Source organism: Tateyamaria sp. (assembly GCF_059783535.1).
On record NZ_JBYNDP010000054.1, the window covers coordinates 1 to 25,191 of the forward strand.

A 25,191-nucleotide genomic window follows, 5' to 3' on the forward strand; every position below is an offset into this window, starting at 1 on the left:
GCCCTGAAGATGTCGATCAAGCAAGCCCATAGTTGCAGCCGCGATCACCGGGTCCAGCGCCGATGTTGGTTCATCAAGAACGATGAGATCAGGAGCTCCCATCAGCGCCATGGCAATGACGAACCTTTGCTGCATCCCTCTGCTCCACGCCCAGGGCCGTTTGCGCAGATCGCCGCCTTCGATTTTCAGCGACGAAAAGAGGGCTTTCTGATCAACCGCACCCCGCTGCAAACCCAATGCCGTTTCTGCCTCACGCCAATGAAATGCCATGCTACGCAGTGGGTCGAGCGCCTCGTCCGGGCTTTGAGGAACGTGCGCCACGGTGTGGCCTTGTGCCCTTAGTGCGTCCACCAACGCGTGCCCGAGCGTCGACTTGCCCGATCCCGACGCACCGACCAATCCGATCCTGTCACCGGGTGAAATTTCAACCGAGGTCGGATAAAGAATGGTCTGGCCCGAGCGCATCGCGCTCAGGCCGGAAACGGCAAGTGTCATTCAACGAACTTCGTTTCATGCGTGATCCAGTAGGTCTCGGTCGGATGCACGGCGTAGCCAGTGAGGCCAGGCTTGGCGACATTGACCTGATTGACGTGGAAGACAGGAATCATGGCGGCATCGGCTGCGATGATGTGCTGCGCTTCGTCGTAGATCGCCTCGCGTTCTTCGTGGTCAAATGTCAGGCGGCCTTTTTCAAGCAGCTTGTCCAAGGCGGTGTTCGCATAGTTCCCGGAATTCGAAGCGCCACCGGATTTCAACAGTGTTTCAAGAACCGCACCCGGATCGCCCTGTGGGGTTGTCACCCAAGCTTGCAGGAAAAGATCGGCTGAACCGTTTGCGATGGCGTCGCTGCTCGCGCCCCATTCGCCGACTTTGACGGTCGCCGAAATCCCGATGGCCGACAGAAATGCCTGTGTCAGCTCGGCTGTCGGTGACAGGGCCGCGCGGGACGAATAAGTCACTATGTCGATCTCAAGCGGCTCACTATCAAGTATCCAGCGCCCACCCTCTTTGACAGCACCGGCTTCTGACAGCAGCTCTTCAGCCTTTGCCGGATCGTAGTCTGCTTGGATATCTGCAGCCCAGCCCTTTCCGTCAGGATACACAGTCCCGGCAGCGGAGCCGCCAACCCCAGAGAGAACGGCATCGACGATGCCCTGACGATCAATTGCCAAAGAAACAGCGCGGCGCACCAGCGGGTTGGCCATGGGCCCGCTGGCAGCGTTCACCGTGTAGAAATAGAGGCGGGCCGTTGGTGCCGAGAAGCCAATTGCGCCGGTGCTCTTGATCCGCTCAAAATCACTCTCCGGGTAGTTGATGACCATATCAACTTCGCCCGCCTCGAAGGCCAGTGCCGCTGTCGCGGGATCGCCGGACACGACCGCGCGAACCTCTTTCAGACCGGGAGCGCCAAGCCGATAGTTCGGGTTGGCTTCGACACGATAAAGCTGGTTTGGGACGGCTTCTGCGAAAGAGTATGGGCCGGTCGCATTGATTGGGAACGCGTCCGACGGTTGCCCCAGGATTGCGATGCCGGGCTCAGATAGCGTCCAAGGGAAGGCCGCGTTCGGACTATTGGTCTCGAACACAACCACGCTATCACCGTCGGCTGACATTCCTGCCAGATCCAGCAGGTTCATCACTCGGGCGTTGTGCCCCGGGTGGCCCTCATCCGAAATGGGCGCGATCGCATCGATGACGGCCTGTGCCGTCAGCGGTGTACCGTCGTGGAACTGTACGCCGTTCCGCAACGTGACGCGCCATGTCGTCGGTGAAGACTGCTCAATTTCCTCGGCCAGACGCGGATACAGCTTGAGGTCATAGTCGATCCCCATCAGCGTCTCGGTCACACCTGTCTGGTTGGAGAGCCATCCATTGTATCCGGCGCGGGGGTCCGGGACCTCAGCGCTTGGACCGGAGCCGACCGATATCGTAAGACTTCCCTCTTGAGCAAATGTCGGAAACGCCTGGCTGAGCGTCACGATTGCAGCAAAGACCAGTCTGGTGACGATAGACATTGGGAAGTTCCTTTAGGCTTGAGAATTAGTAAGGGCGTGTTGCAAGGCATTCTTGTCGCGCGCCAGCATGCGCGCCTCGACCTGCGAGAGCGAGTACAGTGTTTCTTCAACACTATGACCGCTCGCATGAGCCTTGTTCCAAATGCGCCGCGCTGATGTCGGTGACCATGGAAGAACCGCCTGTGCAAGCCAGTGCCTTAGGGGTGCCGGCAGGGAATCATATGTTCGCATCGGATCGCCGGAACGGCGCTTGCCACGCAGGCTTGTTTGTCCGAGATTGCGAGTGCGTTGCGCAGACATCTTGAATGGTCAAAGCTTAAAAAAAGGGTAGTCATGCAACTAACGGAGCTACATAAAGCACGCAACACCATTTGTTACATGTGCATCAAAATAAGCGGAACCATGCGTTGAAACGAAACAGCCGCCTGTCCCTTGCCCTTCACACGCTAAGCCATATGGCAGGCGATCCAAGCCGTATGCGCACGTCCGCAGACATCGCCGAACACGCTGGCACAAATCCCGTGGTTGTACGCCGCGTTCTGGGCCGGCTTCGAAAAGCGGGGTTATTGACATCGGAAAAGGGCCATTCCGGCGGCTGGCGTTTGGCACAGGCGCCGGAAGACATCACACTTGCCGATGTCTATCTGGCACTCGACGAGCGTTTGGTCGCCGGTGGTGACGATGATGAAACGCCTGCATGTTCTGTCGAAAAAGCTCTGCATAAACGGGTCACAGGCGTTCTGGAGGATGTCGAACAAAAGCTGATCCAAAGACTGAGTGAAACCTCAATCTCCGAAGTGCGCGGGAACTGATCACAGCATCGCCAGAGCGGCACAGCGCCTCCCCGGATCATCCTTGCTAGTGGAACTGACGGCCCGTCCGACACCGCAACACTCTCAAATACGCTTCTGACGACGATGACCCCGTTCTCGAGTCTTTTGGCAGAGCAGGTGTGAGGCGCATACAACCCAGCCCTTGGAAGCGGCAAACCGACTGGCATTTGTGCGGCCGGTTTACCGGTGGATCATTTCGCGTAACGAGACCCTTGTTTATTGAGCCGCAATCTCACTATCTGGCGCGTGCTGCTCACCAAACCCTTGTGGAACCGGAAGGTCCGGCAATGCCGCCGCCCTCTTTTGCAGCGCACGCCCGATCACAACGCGACTGATTTCCGTGGTTCCGTCTACGATCCGAAGCATTTGCGCCAGACGGGACAGGCGATCCAAACCGTAGGGCTGCAAAAGCCCCATGCCGCCCAGGACTTGAGTGCAGGTATTTGCAGCCTTCACGGCAGCATCCGGCACAAATCGTTTGGCATGGGCAGCCATCAGGGGGCCTTCCGGCGTCCCAAGCGCTTCACCCGCTTTACGATAGAGCAGCCTTGACGCTTCAAGATCGGTCGCAACTTCACCAAGCATCCATTGAATGCCGTCCAGGTCCAGGTTCTTGCCTCCAAACATCTTGCGGTTCTTGGAGTAGGACAGAGCGGTATCAAGGGCTGACTGCATCAGCCCACAACATCCAGATGCGATGGAGACACGCGCGATATCGATCGCCATAAGTGAACCCTGCAGGCCCTGACCAATGGGCAGGATGATGTTGTCTTCGCCGACGACCACCTTGTCAAAATACATCTCGGACATCGGCAGGAAATTATAGGACGGGGTATCGTAAAGCGGGCCGAAGCTGATCCCCGGCGCGTCGGCGGGAATGGCGATCATTGCCATATCTTTGTGCCCGGGTGCATCGCTGGTCTTTACAACGGTGAAGTAGATATCGGCTTCGGTCGCAAGGCTGACCCATGCTTTGGATCCACTGATCGTCCATGTGCCATCGTCGTTTATTTTGGCACGTGTATACATCTTCATCGGGTCCGAGCCGGACTGTGGTTCGGTCAAGGCAAAATTCGCCAGCTTGCGGCCAGACGTCAGATCTCGAGCCCAATGCTGTTTGAAAGCGTCAGTGCCGTAGCCGCATCCCGCAAACGTGCAAATGTTGTGCATAGACAGAGCAAACGCATACGCCCCATCGCCAAGCCCCAACTGTTCATAAACCTGGATACCCTCCGACAAGGGCAACGCCTGTCCGCCGAGTTCTTCAGGTGCATAAAGACCCATCAAACCAGCAGCTCCTGCCTTGTCCGATGCATCGCGGGGCCAAGCCTTGTTCGCATTCCACGCGTCAACATTAGGCAAGATCACCTGCTCGGCGTGGTTACGGGCAGCATCTAGAATGGCAGCTAGTTTGTCTGTCACTGGAGTCTTCCTTTCAGAAACGAGATTGTCGAAACATGCCAGATCTCTTTGCAGCGCATTGAGACCAAAGAGGTCGATTTTGGCTGTTTCTTACGCTTTTTGCCCATAAAATTAAGATATGCGGCAACGGTGGACCATCTCGTGGCGTGACAATGCATTGTCCAAAAGTGACAAAATGGGTGCTTAGTCTGACGCCAGACGATAGTGGCTCGGTGCGCTTCCCGTCCACCGCTGAAAAGCCCGATGGAAGTTCGCCGCCGACGAAAAACCGACCTCTTGGGCAATCTCTTCAATGGTTTTAAGGCCCGAACGCAAACTGCGGATGGCAATGTCACGGCGCAGTCCGTCCTTGATCGTTTGAAAGGACGTACCTTCTGCATCCAACCTTCGAATGAGCGTGCGTGGCGTCATGTTCATGGCAGCCGCCGCATTGGCCAGATCGGCACTTTCCCACTCCGTCTGACCAAGATATGTGCGCACACGCAGAGACTGCGTATGCTCTCGTGACTTTGTAAAAATCCAGTCCCTTGGCGCGTTCTGCAAAAATTCAGTGAGGTCTGCCCTGTTGCGCATTTGTAGGCGCCCGATCTTGTCCAAACTCAAAGTCAGCGAAGTTTCTTTCCGATCGAATGACACGGGCGCAGGAAAAACGATTGCGTAGTCCTGATGGAAGTCGGGCTGCGCGAAAGCAAAGGCGACATGCTTTAAAGGCACTTCATGCCCTGCCATCCAGGACATTAGCCCATGTGCCAATTTCAGGATCAACATATGACCAAACCGTTGTACTTGAGCGCCGGACTGGGGATGCAAGGTTAACGTCAGAAGGTCATCTTTTTTGGTCAGATCGAGTTGGTAATCGTCCAGCAATAGATTCCAAAACGTCGAAAATCGATAAAGGGCTGACGACAGCGACGTCGCTTCGCGTACAGTAGTTAAAAGGTGCTGCAGCGCCCGCGGACGGACCGGGCGGCTCCAAAGCCCCATCATCTCATCCCCTGTCACAACAGCAGCCCTTTGGTAAAGGTCGACAATCTGATCCAGGGTAATCCTTTCATGTGATTGACCATGACCAAACGAGAGACTTGATCGTTCCAGCAGTGAGGACAATTGTTCATCGGTGCAAAGTGTGCGCAGGGCGACAAGCCAGTCGCTGATAAACTGGTAGGATACGGTCGAGAGAGCAGTTGGTTGGGTGGAAGTCATAAGGCACGCTAGCTAGGTTCAGGCCGCATGACCAACACATCACAATTTCAATGAATCCGTTCGAGGAGAGAAGACCTTGAGGCACAGGTCACATTGGTTTGCGTAGTGGACCCGAGACGCGTCATCCGTACAAGACGACCACTCACATACAGCCTCGGCAAACCTCGCACTTCAAGCGCTGCTGCAAAAGCCAATTGAAGCTGATCGAGGTTGAAGAATGATACACGCGATCATTCGTTAATTCGATTTCTAGACCAACGAAACTTTGCAGCTCACATAACGATTTTGACGGAACAATTGCGGACCCAATGATCCCAAAGACCAAAAATATCCTTCGAATCCAAAAGGATATAAGTTGATCTAATTGAGCCGACCGCTGTCAGCGTCGAAGAATTGCCTGAACAAGATTTTTCAGGGAAACACACCAAAAAGGACTGTACCCAGGGGCGAGCACAACTTAAAGTAGTTCAATTAATAAGTTCAGGGAATTGAAGAGATGCTCCAGCCTGTGCCAACGAGCCTCAGCCAGAGAAACCGGGCCAGCGAAGCGCATATGCTTCGAACACTTAACACGTTTGCGGTCGACCTGATGTCGATCCCAAGTGTCGAAGATCTGTTCTGGTATGTCGCCCAGAATGTGGTTGGCAAGCTTGGGTTTATCGACTGTGTCATCTACCGGGCCAATGACGCGCAAACAGAGCTAACGCAGGTCGCGGCATGGGGCGAAAAGAATCCCTTTGGGCGCAACATCATAAACCCGCTGGTTATCCCCTTCGGACGCGGCATTACCGGACAGGTTGCACAAAGCGGCGAGCCCATCATCGTGGACGATCTCTTGGGGGACGAGAATTACATCGCCGACACGCAACCCGCACGCTCGGAAATTTGCGTGCCATTGACTTCGGCGGGCCGCGTGGTCGGCGTTATCGACAGCGAACACCCGGACATTGCCGTATTCGGTGAACCGGAACTGGAAATACTGAGCACAGTGGCAGCGATGACTAGCGCAAAGCTGGAATTGCTCGCAGAGTCTCAAAGGTCCCACGAACGGTACGAGGACCTCGTGGAAGCCCACTCTCAACTAACCTTGGAAACGCGCAGCCGAAAAGCCTTGGAGGCCAAGCTTTTTGAAGCCCGAAAGCTGGAAGCGATTGGATGGCTGACCGGCCGGTTCGCCCATGAATTCAACAACTTGTTGACCGTCGTTTCGGGAAACATTGAACTGCTGGAACTGGACGCATCGGATTGCGAAAGGAAAGGCACACTTCAGAGCATTAAGACGGCTTCGGGGCGGGGTGCAAAGCTGATCCAAGACATGCTGGCTTTCGCGCAAAGGACACGTTTGGCGCCGAAGATTCTGAACCTGAACACGCTTGTGTCGACCTTTTGCGAGAATTTTGAGCAATCACTTGCGCAACATGTCGAGCAGAATCTGGCGCGAGATATTTGGTCGGTCTCGGTCGATCCCATGGCGATGGAAAACATGCTTCTCAACCTCGTGCTGAACGGCATTGATGCGATGCCTGACGGCGGCACGCTTCGCATTAAGACTGAAAACATCTTCCATACTCTGCCAGAAGGCCGGCACTTCCCATCCGAACTCCCGCCAGGACGCTATGTGAGATTGAGTGTTTCGGATCAGGGAGCAGGGATCTCGGAAGATCGATTGCAACAAATCTTTGACCCGTTTTTTACCACAAAAGCCGTTGGTGAAGGCACGGGACTAGGTCTCTCCATGGTGCTCGGGGTTATGCGCCAATCTGGCGGTACCGTGGCGGTGCACAGCCGTGTTGGCACAGGTTCAACATTTGAACTCTACTTCCCGGCGGGATCGTCAGGCGGCAGTAACGTGTCATCCATCAAATACCGGTAAAGGTTTTGCGCTTGGGGGCTTTGATTGCAAAACAAATGAAGGAACTTCCGGGCGCGTTCGACAACCTGCCTCTGATAGACGTCAGAGGGTTGGCTTTCGCAGACAAAACCTTGCATGGAAAAATCGCCGATGAGATCGGCCTTGCAGCACGCGAGATCGGTTTTTTTAGGATCATCGGCCACGGGATTGACCTCACACTTGTCGAGCGAGCCTATCAAATGGCCGAGCGGTTCTTTGCCCTGCCGGATCAAACAAAGCGACGTTACTACATTGGACTAAGCACGAACCACCGCGGCTATGTCCCATTCACGGAAAAGGGTGACTACCCGGACGAGATGAACCGGAGCTACGAAGCATTCGATCTCGGTCTGGATCTACCATGTGGCGACCCTGATTATTTGAGCGGCAACCGCTTGCTGGGACCAAATGTCTGGCCGTGTGTCGATGGTTTCCAAGCGACCATCTCGGAGTACTACAAGCAGATTTCCGCGTTGGGTCAGCTGATTTGTTCGACACTTGAGCTCCATCTGGGTCTGGCGCCTGGCACTATGACAGATCACATGACGAAACCCGTATCGCAACTCCGGCTCCTTCACTATGTGCGTCAGAACAACGAGATCGACGTTAAATCAGTCAACATGGGTGCACATACAGACTATGAATGCCTAACCCTCCTGCACACCCGAAATGCCGGTCTGCAGGTTATGAACACTGATGACCGCTGGATCGATGTGCCAGTCGATCCGCGTGTTTTTGTCGTGAACATCGGAGACATGCTCGAGGCATGGACCAATGGCCTGTTGCGTTCAACGCCGCATCGCGTGCTGAACCTCAGCCCTGAGCGGTTCTCAATGCCATATTTTGTCGCCGCAAACTACGACACCCTGATCAGCCCGTTCCCGGAACTTGTAGGCCCGGGTGAAGTACCCAGATATGAACCTTTCAAAGCAGGGGTTCACCTGGAACGGATGCTGGTGCGGGACTTTCCGTACTTGAGAAATCAAATCCAATGCGAAACAACCAGCAGCACATCAGACCAGGCAACATCGATCACAAATCCATTTGAAACCCGTATGAATCAGAATGCCCATTAAATCATGCCGAGTTTGGATGCGATGATCGCTGTGGCGCTGGCCGGTCTGGCACTGAGCGCGACACCCGGCCCTTCGATGCTCTATGTGTTGTCTCGCACTGTTGGCCAGAGCCGTATGGCAGGCCTCGCTTCGGCCTTTGGACTGTGCCTGGGGGGTATCGTTCTTGCCGTTGCGACAGCATTGGGTTTGGCCACAGTTTTCCAGACATTCGACTGGGTGGTGACTGCCTTGCGCTACGTCGGATCAATCTATCTGGTCTGGCTTGGTGTTGACATGATCCGGGGTGCGAAGGCCGAAGCTCAAGTGACTTTCGACGTTGAAAAGGTACGGCAAAAGCCCCTTGGTGCGATCATCTGGCAGGGCGTGATTGTTGAGGTTCTGAATCCCAAAACCGTTCTGTTCTTTGCTCTGTTTCTGCCACCGTTCATCAACGCTGGCGACATTCATTCTGCTACCGCCAGTGTGCAGGTTCAGCTTTTGGTACTTGGCATATTGGTGCCCTTGACGGCGATCCCATCAGACCTGGTGGTGGCCTACATGGGCGGCACCATGACAAAAGTCATCAACCGGGAAAGAGCAATGCGTGAACGAATGGCCTGGTTGGGCGGCATCATCCTGATTGGGATTGCATTGAACCTGCACTTGCAAATTCTTTGACGACCTTTCGTGGAATAGATGTGCCGTTGGCAACTATCGAGCGCTAGGTCGGATCGTTGGGAATGTCTGCAAAACCCTGACAGAAATTAGAATCGTGGCTCTAGAAGTACCAAGCAGTTGAATAGACTAGGGGCATTATCAGATGATGAAGCGCTGGAGAACAGCAACCAGTTTTTCGTGACGCCCCAAAATTGCGGACTTACAACGATCAACCTGTTCTGGCGAGAAGTAGTGTTCCCGGTCCAGAACATTGACGGTTCCGATGACCTGGCCGTTAAGGATCGGGACGTTAAGTGCCGACTTGCAACCAAGGCTTTCAATCAAAGCGTAGTCTGGAAAGTACAAGGCAAACTCTGCGACCGTGTTGGCTACAAAAGTCTCACCACGTTCGATAACCATCTCGGTCCATGCGCCTTGCGACATCGGCTTTGTGCCCGAGACTGGGTAGGTCTCGGGGTGTGAGGTGTAAACGCGCTGCGCAAGCCCGGCCTTGCGATCAAGGACCGATACCGTGAACAGGCGCCCTCCGACATCTCTGTGCAAAGCGGCAAAGAATGCATCAGACGAGGATGTGTCGCTCATTCCTTATCTACAAGCCGGTAGAATACGTAGTCAGAGGTCGCACCGTTTACAAACCCACTGACGTTTTCGCGCATCGCAACCTGCTTGATCGCTTGGAACATGATGACAAACGGAGCCTCGACCTGAGTTTCTTTCTGTAACTCCACATACATTTCCAGCCGTTTGTCAGGGTCCTGCTCGGCAAGGGCTGCCATGGTTTTCTCATTCATCTCGGCCGGAGGCATCCACGCGTTGCGCCATGTCGTCGTCGAAGCATACTTGTCGTCCGAATTGTCGGCATTGAACGCAAACGCCTTGGCGTTCGAATGGGGGTCCATGAAGTCCGGCCCCCAGTAGAGCAACATCGCCTCGTGGGTCCGCGCGCGGTACTTGGTGATCACCTGCGCGCCAGTTCCGGCAACAATCTCGAGGTTGATGCCACCTTCGGCAAAGGAGGCCTGCAATGCCTGCGCCATTTCGACAAAGGTCGGAGCCGAAATCACATCCATCGTCACGTTGATTGGTGTTTCCACCCCCGCATCCGCGAGGATCTGTTTGGCCTTCTCCGGATCATAGCTGAACGGTGTGTCGGTCAGCGCACCGGGAAAGCCATCGGGCCAGAATGCCTGATGAACCTTCATCTGTCCCTCAAGCATGCCGTCGGCCATGCCCTGGTAGTCCACGAGATAGCGTGCCGCTTCCCACACTGCAGGGTCGGTGAGACTTTCAGTTTTCTGGTTGAACGACACCCAGTGCACAGCAGCCTGCGGGTATGTTTCGATGCGGACGCCGCCGACCCCTTCAAGACCCGCGATCTGACCCGGGTCGAGATTTTTTGCCATATCAATATCGCCCGCCTCAAGTTGCAAGCGCTGGGTGGCACCTTCCGGATTGTGCTGGATGACAACGCGGTCCATCTCCGGACCACCTTGATAATAATCCGGAAAGGCATCGAGTGCGAGGATGTCGGCCGGCCGGTATGTGCCCAGGCTGAAGGGGCCTGTGCCAGCGGAGTTCTTGTTCATCCACGCGTGGCCCATATCACCATCCACCTCATGGGACATGACGGTTTCCATATCCACGATAGACGCAGGCCGCGCAGCCAGCACGTTCAGCACAAAGGATGGCGCGAAATCGCCCTCATAGCGCACGGTAACCGTATCTCCGCTTGTCGTAACCATTTCTTCGATATTGTCAGCAGTCCAACCAAGCTGAGTCAGGATAAATGCCGGGGCTTTGTCCAGTGTCACGACACGTTTCCAAGAGCCAACAACGTCTTCTGCACGCAGCGGATTGCCAGAATGGAAAATCACACCGTCACGCAAGGTAAATGTAACGGTTTTACTCTCCGCATCGATCTGCCAGTCGGTTGCCAGCGCGGGCGCAAGAACGGTGGTATCTGCCGCATCATATCGGACCAGTGTGTCATATGTATTGGCCACATATTCGCCCGAACTGAATTCATATGCAGACGCCGGATCGATGGTCACGATGTCATCAATGTTCTGCGCAACGACGAGAATGTTGTCTGGTGTTTCCGCTTGGAGCGGCACAGCGGCCATCGCGCCGGCCACAAAACCCGCAAATAAGACTTGTCTGAAATGGTACATGTGTTCCCCCGTTTCTGGAGTTCGCCTCAAACCGAGGCCTGAAGTAAGTGCTGCGAATAGGGATGCGTGGCTTTCATGGCTCGCAAGGCCGCCACATCCATGATCTCGACAATTTCGCCGTCTTTCATAACTGCGAGCCGGTCGCACATGTGGCCGACAACACTGAGATCATGGGAAACCATCAGATATGTCAGCCCGTGTTCCTGCCGCAGATCGGCAAGCAGGTTCAGAATTTCGGCCTGCACAGAAACATCTAGCGCGGAGGTCGGTTCGTCCAGAAGCAAAAGTTTAGGTTCCGGGGCCAAGGCGCGGGCGATCGCGACGCGCTGTCGCTGTCCACCGGACAACTGGTGCGGATAGCGGAAGCGGAATTTCTGACCCAAACCAACGTCATCTAACAATCTGACGACACGTGCGTCGATATTCTTGAACCCATGCAGGTGCAGGGTTTCTCCTAGAACCGCATCAACCGAATGGCGCGGATGAAGTGACGCATACGGATCCTGAAAGACCATCTGGACTTGTTTGTAGAAGTCCTTCGAGCGCCGTTTTCCGATTTGACTGCCACCAACCGCCATCCCGCCTGACCAGGTGGGCGCGAGGCCCGTGATCGCGCGCAGGATTGTCGACTTTCCAGACCCGCTTTCGCCGACAAGACCAAAGCTCTCCCCTGCCCCAACTTCAAAGGCAGCGTTTTTGACAGCATCCACGCGGTCTCGGCCACTCCCGAACCAGACGTTCAGCCCAGCTATTTCCAACATCTTCATATGCGCCCGCTCACGCTTGGGGCTTCGGACCATGCGGGATCGCGCGTTAACACGTCCAGACGATCACGTGGCGTATCGAGCCGTGGCAGCGAATTCAGCAAGCCCCGAGTATAGGGATGTTGCGCCTCCTGCAGCTTGTTGGCCTCACAAACCTCCACGATGCGGCCAGCGTACATGATCAGAACTCTGTCACAAAAATCAGCAACCAAGTTGAGATCGTGACTGATGAAGATCAGTCCCATGCCCCGCTCTTTAACCAGCTTGTCCATAATGTCGAGCACTTGCCGTTGAACCGAGACGTCCAATGCCGAGGTCGGTTCGTCCGCAATCAGAATTTCAGGGTTCGGGATAAGCATCATGGCAATCATGATGCGCTGCCCCATACCGCCCGACATCTCGTGCGGGTACGCACGCATGACGCGTTCGGGATTGCGAATGGAAACCGCCTCAAGCATCTCGAGTGCTTTGGCCCGCGCCTCGGACTTCGTTGCCTTGTTATGCAGCCGGTAGGATTCGATGATCTGATCGCCAATGGTCATCACCGGATTCAGGGAAAACTTTGGGTCTTGCATCACCATCGAAATGCGCTCACCACGGACGTCGCGCATGTCCTTTTCAGATTTCTGCAGCAGGTCCACGCCGTCCAGCTTGATGTGGTCAGCTTGGACGATCCCGGGCGGCCGGATAAGGCGCAGAATGGCACGGCCGGTCATCGACTTGCCGGAGCCGCTTTCCCCGACAATGCCAAGACGTTCACGCCCGAGTGTGAACGAGATACCTCGCACTGCGTCAAAGACGCCTTGCCGGGTGGGAAATCTGACCCACAGATTTTCTATATCGAGAAGGGTATCCATTATTCACCGGCTTTCGGATCAAGCACGTCGCGCAGACCATCGCCCAGAAGGTTGAACGCCAGCGATACGGTAAAAATTGCGAGGCCCGGCATGGTGGCAACCCACCAGTGGTCGAGAATGAAACGACGCCCTTCTGAAATCATCGCACCCCATTCCGGGCTGGGTGGTTGCGCCCCGAGACCAAGAAAACCAAGGCCCGCGGCCGCGAGGATGATACCCGCCATATCAAGCGTTACGCGCACAATGAGGGACGACACGCAAAGCGGCCAAATGTGCTTTGTTATGATCCGCAGCCCCCCGGCTCCCTGCAGCTTGATCGCCGAGATGTAGTCGGAGGACCGGATGGTAAGCGTCTCTGCCCGCGCGATGCGTGCATAGGGTGGCCATGCGGTCAAAGAGATCGCAATCACTGCGTTCTCGATACCGGCCCCAAGTGCGGCCACGAAGGCCAATGCGAGCACCAGCCGCGGGAAAGCAAGGAAGATGTCCGTGATCCGCATCAAGACAAGATCGACCCAACCACCGATGTAGCCCGAAACGGTTCCAACCAGGAGACCGACGATGGGTGCAATCATGGCCACCAAAGCCACGATATACAACGTGATCCGCGCGCCGTAGATCAACCGGGACAGGATATCCCGACCCAGGCTGTCCGTGCCAAGGATATGCCCCTCTGCCCCAAGCGGAGCCAGCCGATTACCAAGGTCTTGGACAAACGGATCGTGCGGGGCCAGAAGCGGTGCGGCGGCGGCAATCAGCACCAGCGCTAGCAGAATGCCAAGTCCGATCATCGCCATCGTATTCGCGCGAAACGCAAGCCAGCCCTGGTACAGCGCCGACATTTTCGCATGGCGGCGCGAGGTGGGCGTATCCGTCAGAAGCCAGGCGCGCAGTGTCTGTTCAACCATCTATTTGGCCCTCGGATCAAAGACCTTGTAGAGCAGGTCCGAGAAGATATTGAGCAGGATAAAGATCAGTCCAACAACGACAGTGCCGCCGAGAACGGCATTCATATCCGCACTCAGAAGAGCCGTAGTGATGTAACTCCCAATCCCCGGCCAAGAAAAGATGATCTCGGTCAGAACCGAGCCTTCAAGTAGGTTGGCGTAGCTGAGCGCAATCACCGTAATCAGCTGCACCCGAATGTTCTTGAAAGCGTGTTTCCAGATCACGTCCCATTCAGACATGCCCTTAACGCGCGCAGTGGTGATGTATTCAGCACTCAGCTGCTCCAGCATGAAGGAACGCGTCATTCGGCTTATATAGGCCAGCGAGAAGTATCCAAGAAGCGACGCTGGCAGGATGATGTGGCTGAACGCATCCTTAAAAACGTCCCAGTTCCGGTCCAAGGCCGCATCGATAAGGATCAGGCCGGTAACACTTGGCACCACGTCGACATAGAATATGCCTACCCGTCCTGGGCCGCCGACCCACCCTAGAATACCGTAGAAGATCAGCAGACCCATAAGACCGAGCCAGAAGATCGGCATCGAATATCCGACAAGTGCAAGCACGCGTGCAATCTGATCGATCCATGATCCTTTGCGAGCGGCGGCAACGACCCCCAAGGGCACGCCGATCACGATCCCAATGAAAATACCCAGGGTCGCAAGCTCAAGCGTTGCGGGGAAAACGCGTGCAATGTCTTCTGAAACCGGCCGTGCGTTTAGAAGCGAAGTTCCGAAATCAAGATGCAGGACGTCCCAGATGTAGTAGCCAAACTGCACAACCAACGGTTTGTCGAGACCAAGCTCAAGGAAGACTGCATCGTAGGTTGATTGCGACGCGCGCTCACCGACGATGGCCAAAACTGGATCAATGGGCATCACACGGCCGATTATGAAAGTAACAAATAAAAGCCCAAGCATCGTGACTGCAATTGAGCCGACCGTAAGGGCAGTTGTCTTTATCCATGCAGGAAGAGACGCGTGCGCGCGCCCCTTCCCGTTGTCCTCTGTGAGGGCCATTTACTTTGTGACCTGCCAATAGGCTGCAGAGGTCACAGCCTGACCAGTGGACCAATTGGTGACGTTGTCCCGAAGGGCCGATTGCTCGATCTGCTGGAACATTACAACAAAGGGCGAAGTCTCGCGGAACTCAGCCTGAATGTCCTGATACATCTGGACACGGGCATCGCGGTCATTCTCGATCACTGCGGCTTCGACTTTTCCGGTCAAACCACCAGTGTCCCAACTGTTCCGCCAGGCCAGCAGACCCGTGGCATTTGCCGCGTCGGAGTTGTCAGGGTTGTATGCAAAGGTGCCAGCATTGGTTTGAGGGTCAGGATAGTCCGGGCCCCATGCGCCCAGGTAAACGTCCAGCTCACGCGCGCGGTAGCGGCCAAGGATCTGCTTGGCAGTGCCCACGGTAATATTTACCGTGATCCCAACCTGAGCAGCCGCGTTCTGGAAGCTCTGCCCAATCTCGATGCGTTCCTGCGCCTCACGCACTCCGATCTCGATCTCGAGGTCCTCGACACCGGCGGCGTCCAGCAGCTCTTTCGCCTTTTCAAGGTTGTAGGAAAACGGGTTTTCTTCAGATGCGCCAAGATATGTGGCGGGCAGGAAGTTCTGGTGGATTGTGTACTGCCCCTTGAGGAAGCTGTCGCGCATACCCTCATAGTCGATCAGGTATTTAAAAGCTTGCCGCACCTCAGGCTTGGAGAGTTCGGGATGCTTCTGGTTCAGCGCGATATACATCAGGCGGCCTTTGAGCTCGTCCTCGATCTTAACTCCATCCGCTTCAGACACACCCGCAATATCTTCGGGGTTCAGGTTCCGGGCGACGTCGACGTCACCGCGTTCTAACAACAGGCGTTGCGATGCGCTTTCCAGCACGTGGCGTACGATCACACGTTCCATGGCAGGCGCGCCACCGTAGTAATCGGGATTGGACGACAGCGTAACGCTTTCGTTCGGCCGCCAGCTGTCTAGCTTGTAAGGGCCGGATCCTGCAGAGTTGGTCTTCAACCACTCGTTACCCATGTCGCCATCGACCTCGTTGGCCATGACGGTTTCCTTATCAACTATGGCCCCAATGGTGGCAGTCAGACAGTTGAGTACGAAAGACGTCGCATAGCGCTTGTCAGTCGTGATCATCAGCTTGTTGCCGTCAGCGCGGATCGTCTCGGCCGCGTTTTCAGCTGTGAAACCAAATTGTGTCAAAATGAACGCAGGCGTCTTGTTCAGGATCACTGCGCGCTGCAGCGAAAAGGCTGCATCTTCTGCGGTGACTGGATTGCCAGAGTGAAACGTCACCCCCTCGCGCATGGTAAAGGTGATCGTCTTCCCGTCTTCCGAGACATCCCAGCTCTCTGCTAGATCCGGTTTGTATCCCGCAGCCAGATCGTTTGGATCAAGGCTGACGAGGCGACTGTAGACATTTCGACTGATGTCCGAGCCAGCGAATTCGAAGCTTTCAGCGGGATCAATCGTGGTGACATCGTCAATCCGGTGCGCAATGACCAGCATGTTCGCCGGTGTCTCGGCCACGGCCGAGAACGACGTCGCGCTGACGGCAATGCCAATTGCGACCCCCGTGAGCAGTTTCGCAAAAGTATTCATGTGATATCTTCCTCTATTGTAAAAATTTGATTTGTTTCGCCCGGATTATGTTCCCCAGGTCTTCTCAAGCACTCTAAGCCAGTTTCCGTGGCAGAGCTTCGTCATCAAAGCATCGTCGTAACCGTGTTCCCGCATGGCTGCCCTCAATTTCGGCAACCCGGCACTGGATTTGAGCGCTTCCGGCACAATCGCACCGTCGTAGTCGGACCCAAACCCAACGCAGTCTTCGCCAAGTGTCTCGATTAAATGGTCCAGGTGGCGGATCATTTGGGTTAGTGGGACGTCAGACAGCATCTTGCCGTCCGGGCGCAGGAACGCCGCTGCGAAGTTAAGTCCAACCATACCATCACTTTCAGCAATTGCCGCAAGCTGTTTGTCCGTCAGGTTCCTGGAGTGCGGGCAGATTGCGTGCACATTTGAATGGGTCGCGACCAGCGGCTTGGTCGAATACCGTGCCACATCCCAAAAGCCCGCTTCATTGAGATGTGACAGATCAACCATGATGCCAAGCTCATTGCAGCGTTTAACAAGACGCAGCCCATGATCAGTCAGGCCGGGCCCTATGTCAGGCGCGCTTGGGTATCGAAAAGGTACGCCGTGTCCAAAAATGGTTTCTCTGCTCCAAACCGGCCCAAGTGATCGCAGCCCGGCCTGAAAAAGCACTTCAAGCGTGTTCAGGTCGGGATCAATCGCCTCGGCTCCTTCGATGTGGAAAACAGCCGCGAGCTTTCCTGAATCAAGGCAGTTCTTGATATCTTTCGCCGAGCGACAGACGGTAAGAGCGCCTTGTTTTTTCAACTCGAACAGGATCGCCGCTTGGGACATGACGATGGGAAAAGCATCTTCCCAATTGATTGGGTCGGGTAGCGGAAGGTCGTAGGCGTCCTTCGTCATTTCCGCGAACTTGTCATCGGCATCCATTGGTGACGGTACAAACACTGCGAAGAAACCACCGCCAAAGCCACCTGTTTTGGCCGAGGGCAAATCGATCGCACCTTCATCTCCCGTCAGGAAGCGCTCTGCAGCTGACGCTTGGCCAGCTCTGAAGAGCCTCAGCAAAACATCATTGTGTCCATCGAAAATAACCGGGTCGGTTGCGTGTCCCAAATGTACTGGCCCCAAGCACTGACAACTCAATCACCTTATTCCATAAAATCTCATAGACCAGACTCAGAGGAATGAATAAATATCATAGATTAATGATGTAATTGAAGAGGATGCCATGGCCGGACGAACCTGGCATAGCCTTCCGGAATACGAGGCGCTGCGTGCATTGATGGAAAGCGGCACGACATCGAAGGCAGCACTTCGCCTGGGCTTGTCGCAATCTGCAATCAGCCGGTCCATCGCGAGCCTTGAGGCCCGCCTTGGTCGCATCCTGTTCGAGCGGGATGGCGGTCGCTTGCGTCCGACCACTGAAGCGGCTCAGTTGAATCGGCGACTGGACCCATTATTTGAAGCACTTGATCGTATTGACGGACCGACCGAACCGGCACAGGAAACCCTACGCCTGACGGCGCCACCCACCTTTGCACATCGATTCCTCATCGGGCACATCGCGAGTTTCTTGCGCGCCAATCCCCACTTTTTTGTTAGCCTCGAAGTTGCGTCGTCCGAAGATGTGATCAGAAGGATTCAGGAGGATCGTTCGGATCTGGGATTGTCCGGCGTGGACCTCACCCGAGAAGGGATCAAGTTGACGCCCTACCGGCACTCGGAGGCAGCATGCGCGATGCCCAAAGACCACGACTTGGCTGGGCTCAGTGTGATCCGACCTGAGGATCTAAACGGTCACCCGCTCATCGCCCTGAGCCACCGGCATTCGCGACGTGCGCAGCTGGAAAAAGTTCTGACGAACCGCCGAAGCATCCCCCACATTGTCGCCGAAGTATCCACGTCCTTTGCCGCAGTGGACCTCGCCCAGACCGGGCTCGGTGTCACGGTCATTAATCCATTCCCGGTGGCGCAATATCGTTCGGGCGACGTCATCTTTCGCAAATTCGCGTCCCCGATCGAATACCGTACATATCTTGTGACTGCGGATCACAAGCCGACGCCCGCCATCGCCCGGGCTTTCATCCGGCACCTGAGGCTTCACACCGTGCAGACCCCCTTTACGCAAGCAACTTAAGCATGACTGGGCGGATGGAAGTCATTAAAAATGGCTGCTCTGGCATTGTCTCGCGACATGGAAGTTAGCGGAATGGCTTCCCCAAACCGTTAGAGCGCTTCACGGCTCGTCATGGAGAACGGCATCCATTTTGCCGTAAGCACTATGTTCATTTCCAGTAGGTGGCGATGTAACGCTGTGCCTTTTGATGGTGCGCGATCTCATCACAATTGCGCAGCGCACTGATTTGTCCTGCGTCAGCGGCGACCCACAAGTATCCATCAATACATTCGGACGCTGCAGCCAATACCGCGCTCACAAACTCATTCGGCTGGACCCAAACTGATGTCAGTCCGGCATGACGCGGCACGGGATAGTCTTGCTGTTCCGCGTGGCTCAACAGGATGACCGTACCGCGTGCTTGGCTCGGCAAGCTCTCGATGATGCGCGAGATTGCCGGATAGGCAGTTTCGTCCCCTGCCAGCACAACCCGATCAGCATCCAAAACCCCGCGGCCACCCGGCCCGACAAGTCCAACCGAAGTACCAGCCGCCACATTCAAAGCCCACTGCGACGCTTGCCCGCCCTCGTGTAGAAATACATCCACGTCAATCTCGGCACGACGTTGCGCGCGCATGGTATAGACAGGTCGGTGAAGTGCCTTCTCAGCCTTTGGCCAGTGCGTCGACCCATTGGCAGCCAGCGTTGGCCATTCTGGTGCTGCATTGTCGGGCCGGGGAAGGACAAAACGAAAATGAATGGCCCGATCATCAAAGTCTTCCGGTTTTGACAAGGTCAGGGTCACGCGTTGAAACGAAGCGCAAAGCCGTGTTGCCGCCTTGACTTTGGCAAACTGAAAATTGGGCGGCCTTGTTCCACCAAGCACCGCATCCGACCACGCAATCTTTCGTGCCACATCCGGCCAGAAATGGGCTATGTGCGCAACCAAACTGTCCCGCATGACATGCAGATTGCCGGCGCTATCCGCTTCGACCTCAAGCCGGAAGCCACTCATACCAAGATCAGTTATCCCGAACGCACCATAATCTGACTTGATCCTAAGGCGATTTGGCGCTTGCTCCAGAACCGGCAGCTCATGTTCCGTCGCCTCCTTCAGTATCAGCGTCTGCATGGCTGAGAAATCCAAGCCATTGATGTCGGAGTACACTTTCATGGTGTCCTTTCAGAGTAAGATGACATTTGGTGCACCATCTGCCGGTCCGGCGATCACCTGACGTTGGCAGTCTTGGACTGCAAATACGAAGCCCCGGTTGCCCGGCCTGTTCTGAAAGGCACTGCGATCACGCGCTGGGCTACTAAGAGGTCTGCGAAACGCGCTATCCTCATAGCTTCCGCCTTGAACTCATGTCCCGCCGCAGCGAACTGTCTGCGACATCAGGCAAAACAGCCAATACAGAATGATCTGCATCACCGTTTGCAATCAATCCGACAAAATTTGGCCTGCAAGAATTTTGCGTAGCCGCCCAGAACAGGACAAAAACCGTCAACAAAGCTGTAGCGTGCAACTCCAACGCAGCACACCCTCTCTCATTGGCATCGAGATTACATGGCTGGCAATCATCCTGAGCTGGCGGTGAAGATATGGCTGCCCCAAAAGCGATTGACCAGAGCAAATCGAAGGTCAGAGCACACTCAACGAACAAGATCTACCGGAATCTGGCTGCCCATCTCCGAATTGAGCCGAGCAAAACCGCAGTGAATGTCCGCCGACCAGCGTCGCCCATCAACTTTGTGTACGCAACGGGCGTGTCTGACCAACCGGGGAATAGTTCTCATTCGGCTTTCGCGAAGAAGGTGGTAGATTTAGCGGCGACTGGCTGCCCATCGCATTTGTCCAGTACGGCGCGCGAAACAACCGGCGCAGTCGATGGGACCGCTAGTGGAAACGGTCCCACGTATTTCGTGGAAACATGCAAGAGCTGGAATTCTGTTTTCCGAGTGTCCCAAAACTTGCTGACACGACGACCGCGGGGCTAATGACGGTCGGCGTATCCCAGACCAGCATCCCGTTCCGACCATAGCCAATGCGAAAACAAGAAATGCTCTTACTGAATTGCATTGACAGTCCGGCATCGATGCGAATCTTTTCGGCACAGTCCTTGGCAATTTGATAGTCTGGCATGGTGTTTTCCTACTCTTGCAGATGCGGAACACTGGTGTCGGATGCAGCGTTGATCGCCTTGTGAGTCTGCCTTGGGTTTTTGAAAGCCGCGCAGATCAGTCGTCTCCGGAACCGAACTAGGAACGAAGACTGTGTTTGCTACCTGCCCCGTTAGCAGAATGCAAAATGTAGGCCACTGACAAAAAAGAAAAGCTTTGTTCGAGAACCAGATTCAGCGATGGCCTTCGCGACCTTCGGGCACATACTTCGCCAGAAAACGCGAGATTTCGTTCATGCAAACCTGCCAGGCCGGCTCATCGCCCAGAATGATGTGGCTTTCGCTGTCCAAGGTCACCAGTTCTGCATTGGGAATGTTGGCCGCCAGTTCGCGGCCACACCTCAGCGGAATGCGTTGATCATCACGGGCGTGTAGAACCAGCGTGGGTGTCTGAACCTTAGACAGCAAATGACGAATGTCGATATCTCCGAACGCCTCCTGAAAGCGCACGGCATTCTCCGGCGATGTTGTTCGTCGCTGGAAATCGTCAAACCACGCCAATCGTTCAGAATCTGCGCTCGGCATGAAAGTCTGCGAAAAGATGTGGCGATATGCCGGGTTCGATGTACCCCATCCGTGCCGAGTCAACGTCAAAACAGCCTCACGTTGTTCACGTTCCTCAGTCGACAGGCCCACGCGCCAGCCTGCAGCGTAACCGCCGATCAAAATCATGGCAGAGACTTTCTCAGGGTGACGGATCGAGTACTCAATCGATACCGCGCAACCCTGCGACAAGCCCAGCAACGGAAACCGGGTCAGGCCCAAATGATCCACAACCGTCTCGAGGTCTTCCAAGAAGGCGGGGAAGCTGATCTCGGGCACATCCCAATCCGACAGGCCATTGCCACGTTCGTCATACCGCACGATTGTGTGCTCTGCAGCTAACGCGCGAAACATGTCTGCCCAGATCGGGCTTTCCCAGTCCAGCTCCAGATGGTTTAGCCAATTGGCCGTTTTCACTAGTGGTGGGCCATTGCCAACTTTGGCATAGGCAATTTTGACCCCGTCCGATGCTTTGCAAAAGCCTATGGACTGACGGGCGAGTGGAGGTTCAGGCCGATCCTGTCGTGGTTCGATCACCGCATTGTCACCCATCAGGGCCGTGTATTCTTGGGCTACGATTGCCGCTTCATCCTGAAGCCCCAGATCAGTCAACTTTTGCGACAAGAGGCGCGGAGCCTCATGCGAATAAGGGTCGAGCCGCAGCCAACGTCGCAGCCATTTCACTGAATCCTGATCGCTGACGTCCTTTGCCGTGACCAAGCGCTCAAAGATACGGGGCCGCAAACTGTGAAGCTGTTCGCGCTCGCCCATCAACCAAACCGCGTAGCCATCGTTGCGTGACAGTTCCAGCCCCATGAACGGTTTGTGCGAAAAAAGCTCGGCGGCCTTCAGTAAGTCCGCGCTGGAGGGGGCAGCGGCGTCATGCACGGCTTGAACATGGTGCACATCAAGGCTGATCAGATCGGCGTCGATCAGCACGGAGGTGCCAGGTGTCTGCAAGCACGTTTTATGTGTGTTCAGCGACTGACGCAGTTTTGTCAGGGACCAACGCAGCGATGCCTTTGGGTCGTTGGTGTCAGGGAAGAATAACTCGCACAGATGTTCGCGACGGTGCGGCTGACCGGTCAGGGCCAGATACGCCATGAGCGCAACGGTCTTGCGGGACTGCACCAATGGTATGTCCCTGCCCGATACTCTGACGGCCACTTCGTTTATCAGGTCGATCTGCAGGCGCTCAGACATATGGCATCATCCGCCTACGGACCAATGCCGCCAGGATCGGGCGCGCACTCGCCCCCACCCGGTCAGAGACTTCTGTTTCATCATCCTCACCCAAGCGTTCGCCGTGATGGCCTTGCCGTCTTGCATCAAAAGAGCCGAGGCCCTCCTCTCTGTCGCTGAAAATCCAGCATCCCGGCTTTGTCCAGTCGTTGCAAGACTTTGATCACGGCGCCAGCGTCCTTGGCACCGCAGGCGCCCAAAAAACCCACGCTAGAGTCAAAACACGCGCCGGATTTAGGAGGCCAACAACTGCACGCGCCTTCCGCTAGGGAAGGCGATAATGGCCGCAGGCGACCAAGCACCGCCCAATTGCACGAATGACGGCCCCGCGTTTCTCGCGGGCATTTTTTCGTTTTGGTTGCAGTCTCAGGAAAATGGGCAAAGGGCACACGGATCTAGCGGATCTATATCCAGCACGAGTTGCAAGGACGCGCTAAGGCCCAGCATCAGGTTGGCGACCGGCAGGAACCCGATCTGAGGCATTGAGAACCCCATCAGAGGCGCGAGTATCGAAGGCGAAGCCATCCCCTCGCCCAGTTGGATCGACTCGAGCGACGGCAACACGTCCAGTTCTGCGTTCAAGGCCAGAGCAGGCATTGGCGGCACTGGGAAAGGCATCGCACCCCAGAACCGCATCATCGCGCGAATAGGGGCGAGGCCGGCCCCCATCATTCCGGGATCACCAAAGGCCATCTTGATCGTTGCCAACGAATTCAAGACCAGAGCCAGCTTGGTGAGTTGAGGTAGCGTGATACCCAGTTGGGGTGGTCGGACGCTTGTCAGGCCGTGAAGCGCACTAAACAACCCCGGGAAGGATCCGTCGTCGCCCAAGGTCGGCAACTGAAATGTCTCGGTCAGCGAAAACAGGCTTGGCAGCCCTAACAGGAGGCGCGCCATGTGCAACTGCGGCATAGGCATGGACATCCGGAAATGATGGCCCGGATAGCTGACCCGTGGCATGGTGTAGGACATATCGAACGGATCGATGCCAAGATCCTGCAAATCCAGAACCAGCCGGGCCGCAAGCGCAAAGTTCAAAAGCGGCCCTAGCTTGAGCGACATGAGCCATCCGACATGCGGCCAGACATGCGTCATCATCGTGTCGCCCATCTCTTGCAGCGACAGCTCAAGTGCAGGTAGATCCATCAGTGGAAATGTCCCCGCCACAAGGGCCAACATCGGGGCGATCTGGAAGAGCCCGGAATTCGGCATTGATATGGTGGGCAGGTTGAGATTGCCCAGATAGGCCCCGATCTGCATGTCCAGCCGGTTCTCGGGCGTGATTGCTGGCAAAGCGACAGCCAATTGCATCTGCAACGGAACCTGCGGAAGGGCCATTGAAAAGCTGGGCCGGATAAACGTTGGGATCGTAGCGGCGGGTTGTTTGCAGAAACAAACCATTTTGTATCTCTCCTCAGATGTCGACCACGATGATGGAAATGTTGTCTGCCGCCCCACCCTCGAAGGCCACGCGCATTAGCTTTTCAGCCACGGCCTCAGGCGCGCCTTGCTGCATGAAACGCTTTAGTGTCGCTTCGTTGGCATATTTCGTCAGCCCGTCAGAGCAGAGTAGGAACCTATCGCCGGGCGCGACCTCTCCGCGTCGCTTTTCGATCCCGGGCTCAGATCCCACGCCAACCGCATGGGTAATTTGGTTGCTTTGGGCATGATGTTCGGCCTGATCCCAGGTTAGCTGACCGGCGGCTACCAACTCGCCAACGATAGAGTGGTCTACGCTGATCATCTCCAGCATTTCGTCGCGCAAGCGGTAAAGACGGCTGTCGCCCGCCCAGAGGCATAGAAAATGATCGCCCGCCAGAACAAGCAGCACTACGGTCGTGCCGATGATGGCATTCCCCCGCCGTGCGGCTTCCGCTTGGATGTCGTCGTGTGCTTGATGCAGGGTCTGACGTATATGACCCGGCAAAGCTTCCGGCGGTAGATCCATCGGCAGGGCGGACACGGCGTCGATGACCGTCTGACTGGCAAAATCGCCGCCCTGATGGCCGCCCATCCCGTCCGCTACGGCCCACAACCCAAGATGCGGCAACGCCAAAATTGCATCTTCGTTAACCGGCCTGACAAAGCCCACGTGTGTCTTGGCGCTGTATTGCCGGGTTAGAGCTTTGGATTGGGACATATCAGGTCTCCGAACCGGTTAATGCAGAGTGGGTCCAATAGGATGCATCAGGATCGAATAAAGCCGCGGCCTCGTCCGGGCGTGTCGGCACGTGGGGCGCAAGCATGACACGGGCCTGATCCGTGACAGTCGCGACCCAGAGCGACCCGACACCCCGCCCAAGGCCCGACACGTGCGGCAATGGGCTGAGGCTGGGTAATTGAGCAAGACGCGTGTCGAGGGTGGCAAGACCGCCTTCCCCCTCAATCATATCAAGCGCAATCGCTTCCAACCGTTCCGCCACCGGTTGCAGGGCGAGGTAGGCAGCAACAGGTGGAAAATCCGTCGCAGCCGCAATGCAGAACGGAAATCGGCGACCCACCCGGTCAAGGCTCGGCATCAAAACACCCACAGCGCCATGCGACGCCAATACCCCCGATGCGATGCTGAACCGCCAGATCGGGGCACACAGATATGCGTCCTGCCAGTGGATTTCGCCCATCGTCTCGCTGGCCATAAGCAGCACGCGCTGCATCCAGGCATCC

At 55.8% G+C, this 25,191-nt stretch carries 23 protein-coding genes; 5 read left to right on the top strand and 18 right to left on the bottom strand.

All coding sequences use genetic code 11. The annotated features are described in order from the left end of the window. The 3 genes from AC6RA8_RS11880 to AC6RA8_RS11890 all read right to left on the bottom strand — a co-directional run. Positions 1–495, bottom strand: a 495-nt coding sequence (locus tag AC6RA8_RS11880; protein ID WP_500352964.1) for an ATP-binding cassette domain-containing protein, incomplete at its 3' end; no start/stop codon positions are given. After that, the gene (locus AC6RA8_RS11885; protein WP_500352965.1) at positions 492–2,015 is read right to left on the bottom strand and encodes an ABC transporter substrate-binding protein; all 1,524 of its coding nucleotides are present in this window, start codon (positions 2,013–2,015) and stop codon (positions 492–494) included. The genes AC6RA8_RS11880 and AC6RA8_RS11885, both read right to left, overlap by 4 nt. A 12-nt stretch (positions 2,016–2,027) precedes the next feature. Next, positions 2,028–2,315: a DUF6525 family protein gene (locus tag AC6RA8_RS11890; RefSeq protein ID WP_500352966.1), complete on the bottom strand. Its 288-nt coding sequence runs from the start codon at positions 2,313–2,315 to the stop codon at positions 2,028–2,030. Between the two features lie 107 nt (positions 2,316–2,422). Between AC6RA8_RS11890 and AC6RA8_RS11895 the strand changes: the two genes are divergently transcribed. After that, positions 2,423–2,827, top strand: coding sequence for an RrF2 family transcriptional regulator (locus AC6RA8_RS11895; protein WP_500352967.1), 405 nt, complete (start codon positions 2,423–2,425; stop codon positions 2,825–2,827). Positions 2,828–3,064: 237 nt separating this feature from the next. Here AC6RA8_RS11895 and AC6RA8_RS11900 read toward each other — a convergent pair whose 3' ends face one another. Continuing rightward, the gene (locus AC6RA8_RS11900; protein ID WP_500352968.1) at positions 3,065–4,270 is read right to left on the bottom strand and encodes an acyl-CoA dehydrogenase family protein; all 1,206 of its coding nucleotides are present in this window, start codon (positions 4,268–4,270) and stop codon (positions 3,065–3,067) included. 183 nt (positions 4,271–4,453) lie between these two features. Further along, complete coding sequence (locus AC6RA8_RS11905; protein ID WP_500352969.1) at positions 4,454–5,377, bottom strand: AraC family transcriptional regulator; 924 nt, start codon at positions 5,375–5,377, stop codon at positions 4,454–4,456. A gap of 685 nt (positions 5,378–6,062) precedes the next feature. Here AC6RA8_RS11905 and AC6RA8_RS11910 point away from each other — a divergent pair. Genes AC6RA8_RS11910 through AC6RA8_RS11920 form a run of 3 tightly spaced genes read left to right on the top strand, consistent with a single transcriptional unit; the run spans position 6,063 to position 9,097 of the window. Beyond that, positions 6,063–7,346: an ATP-binding protein gene (locus AC6RA8_RS11910; protein ID WP_500352986.1), complete on the top strand. Its 1,284-nt coding sequence runs from the start codon at positions 6,063–6,065 to the stop codon at positions 7,344–7,346. A 35-nt stretch (positions 7,347–7,381) separates the two neighbouring features. Continuing rightward, a complete protein-coding gene (locus AC6RA8_RS11915) occupies positions 7,382–8,440 on the top strand; it encodes an isopenicillin N synthase family dioxygenase (RefSeq protein ID WP_500352970.1) in 1,059 nt (352 codons plus the stop codon). Positions 8,441–8,443: 3 nt separating this feature from the next. After that, a complete protein-coding gene (locus tag AC6RA8_RS11920; protein ID WP_500352971.1) occupies positions 8,444–9,097 on the top strand; it encodes a LysE family translocator in 654 nt (217 codons plus the stop codon). Positions 9,098–9,235: 138 nt separating this feature from the next. Here the strand turns inward: AC6RA8_RS11920 and AC6RA8_RS11925 are convergent, their stop codons facing one another. The 8 genes from AC6RA8_RS11925 to AC6RA8_RS11960 are packed head-to-tail and all read right to left on the bottom strand — an operon-like array spanning position 9,236 to position 17,559. Next, entirely contained in the window at positions 9,236–9,679 is a 444-nt protein-coding gene (locus AC6RA8_RS11925) for a GAF domain-containing protein (protein WP_500352972.1), read from the bottom strand. Then, entirely contained in the window at positions 9,676–11,268 is a 1,593-nt protein-coding gene (locus AC6RA8_RS11930; protein WP_500352973.1) for an ABC transporter substrate-binding protein, read from the bottom strand. The genes AC6RA8_RS11925 and AC6RA8_RS11930 overlap by 4 nt, the downstream gene beginning before the upstream one ends. Positions 11,269–11,294: 26 nt before the next feature. Next, positions 11,295–12,035, bottom strand: a complete 741-nt coding sequence (locus AC6RA8_RS11935; RefSeq protein WP_500352974.1) for an ABC transporter ATP-binding protein — start codon at positions 12,033–12,035, stop codon at positions 11,295–11,297. Further along, on the bottom strand, positions 12,032–12,889 hold the full coding sequence (locus AC6RA8_RS11940; RefSeq protein ID WP_500352975.1) for an ABC transporter ATP-binding protein: 858 nt from the start codon (positions 12,887–12,889) through the stop codon (positions 12,032–12,034). The genes AC6RA8_RS11935 and AC6RA8_RS11940 overlap by 4 nt, the downstream gene beginning before the upstream one ends. Next, entirely contained in the window at positions 12,889–13,797 is a 909-nt protein-coding gene (gene nikC / locus AC6RA8_RS11945; protein ID WP_500352976.1) for a nickel transporter permease, read from the bottom strand. Before nikC ends, AC6RA8_RS11940 begins: the two co-directional genes overlap by 1 nt. Beyond that, on the bottom strand, positions 13,798–14,856 hold the full coding sequence (locus AC6RA8_RS11950; RefSeq protein WP_500352977.1) for an ABC transporter permease: 1,059 nt from the start codon (positions 14,854–14,856) through the stop codon (positions 13,798–13,800). It lies immediately after the preceding gene. Continuing rightward, positions 14,857–16,452, bottom strand: a complete 1,596-nt coding sequence (locus AC6RA8_RS11955; RefSeq protein ID WP_500352978.1) for an ABC transporter substrate-binding protein — start codon at positions 16,450–16,452, stop codon at positions 14,857–14,859. It abuts the gene before it with no gap. A 45-nt stretch (positions 16,453–16,497) separates the two neighbouring features. Further along, a complete protein-coding gene (locus AC6RA8_RS11960) occupies positions 16,498–17,559 on the bottom strand; it encodes a dipeptidase (RefSeq protein WP_500352979.1) in 1,062 nt (353 codons plus the stop codon). A 115-nt stretch (positions 17,560–17,674) separates the two neighbouring features. Here AC6RA8_RS11960 and AC6RA8_RS11965 point away from each other — a divergent pair, with 115 nt between their 5' ends. After that, on the top strand, positions 17,675–18,583 hold the full coding sequence (locus tag AC6RA8_RS11965; protein WP_500352980.1) for a LysR family transcriptional regulator: 909 nt from the start codon (positions 17,675–17,677) through the stop codon (positions 18,581–18,583). Between the two features lie 148 nt (positions 18,584–18,731). Here AC6RA8_RS11965 and AC6RA8_RS11970 read toward each other — a convergent pair whose 3' ends face one another. The 5 genes from AC6RA8_RS11970 to tagF all read right to left on the bottom strand — a co-directional run. Beyond that, positions 18,732–19,736, bottom strand: coding sequence for a siderophore-interacting protein (locus tag AC6RA8_RS11970; protein WP_500352981.1), 1,005 nt, complete (start codon positions 19,734–19,736; stop codon positions 18,732–18,734). Between the two features lie 1,180 nt (positions 19,737–20,916). After that, a complete protein-coding gene (locus AC6RA8_RS11975) occupies positions 20,917–22,488 on the bottom strand; it encodes a bifunctional AfsR/SARP family transcriptional regulator/alpha/beta hydrolase (protein ID WP_500352982.1) in 1,572 nt (523 codons plus the stop codon). Between the two features lie 405 nt (positions 22,489–22,893). After that, positions 22,894–23,865 (bottom strand): hypothetical protein, encoded by a 972-nt coding sequence (locus AC6RA8_RS11980; protein ID WP_500352983.1) that lies wholly within the window; start codon positions 23,863–23,865, stop codon positions 22,894–22,896. A gap of 76 nt (positions 23,866–23,941) precedes the next feature. Continuing rightward, positions 23,942–24,667, bottom strand: a complete 726-nt coding sequence (locus tag AC6RA8_RS11985; RefSeq protein WP_500352984.1) for a PP2C family protein-serine/threonine phosphatase — start codon at positions 24,665–24,667, stop codon at positions 23,942–23,944. A 1-nt stretch (position 24,668) separates the two neighbouring features. Then, the coding region (tagF, locus tag AC6RA8_RS11990) for a type VI secretion system-associated protein TagF (RefSeq protein WP_500352985.1) at positions 24,669–25,191 on the bottom strand (523 nt) is incomplete at its 5' end.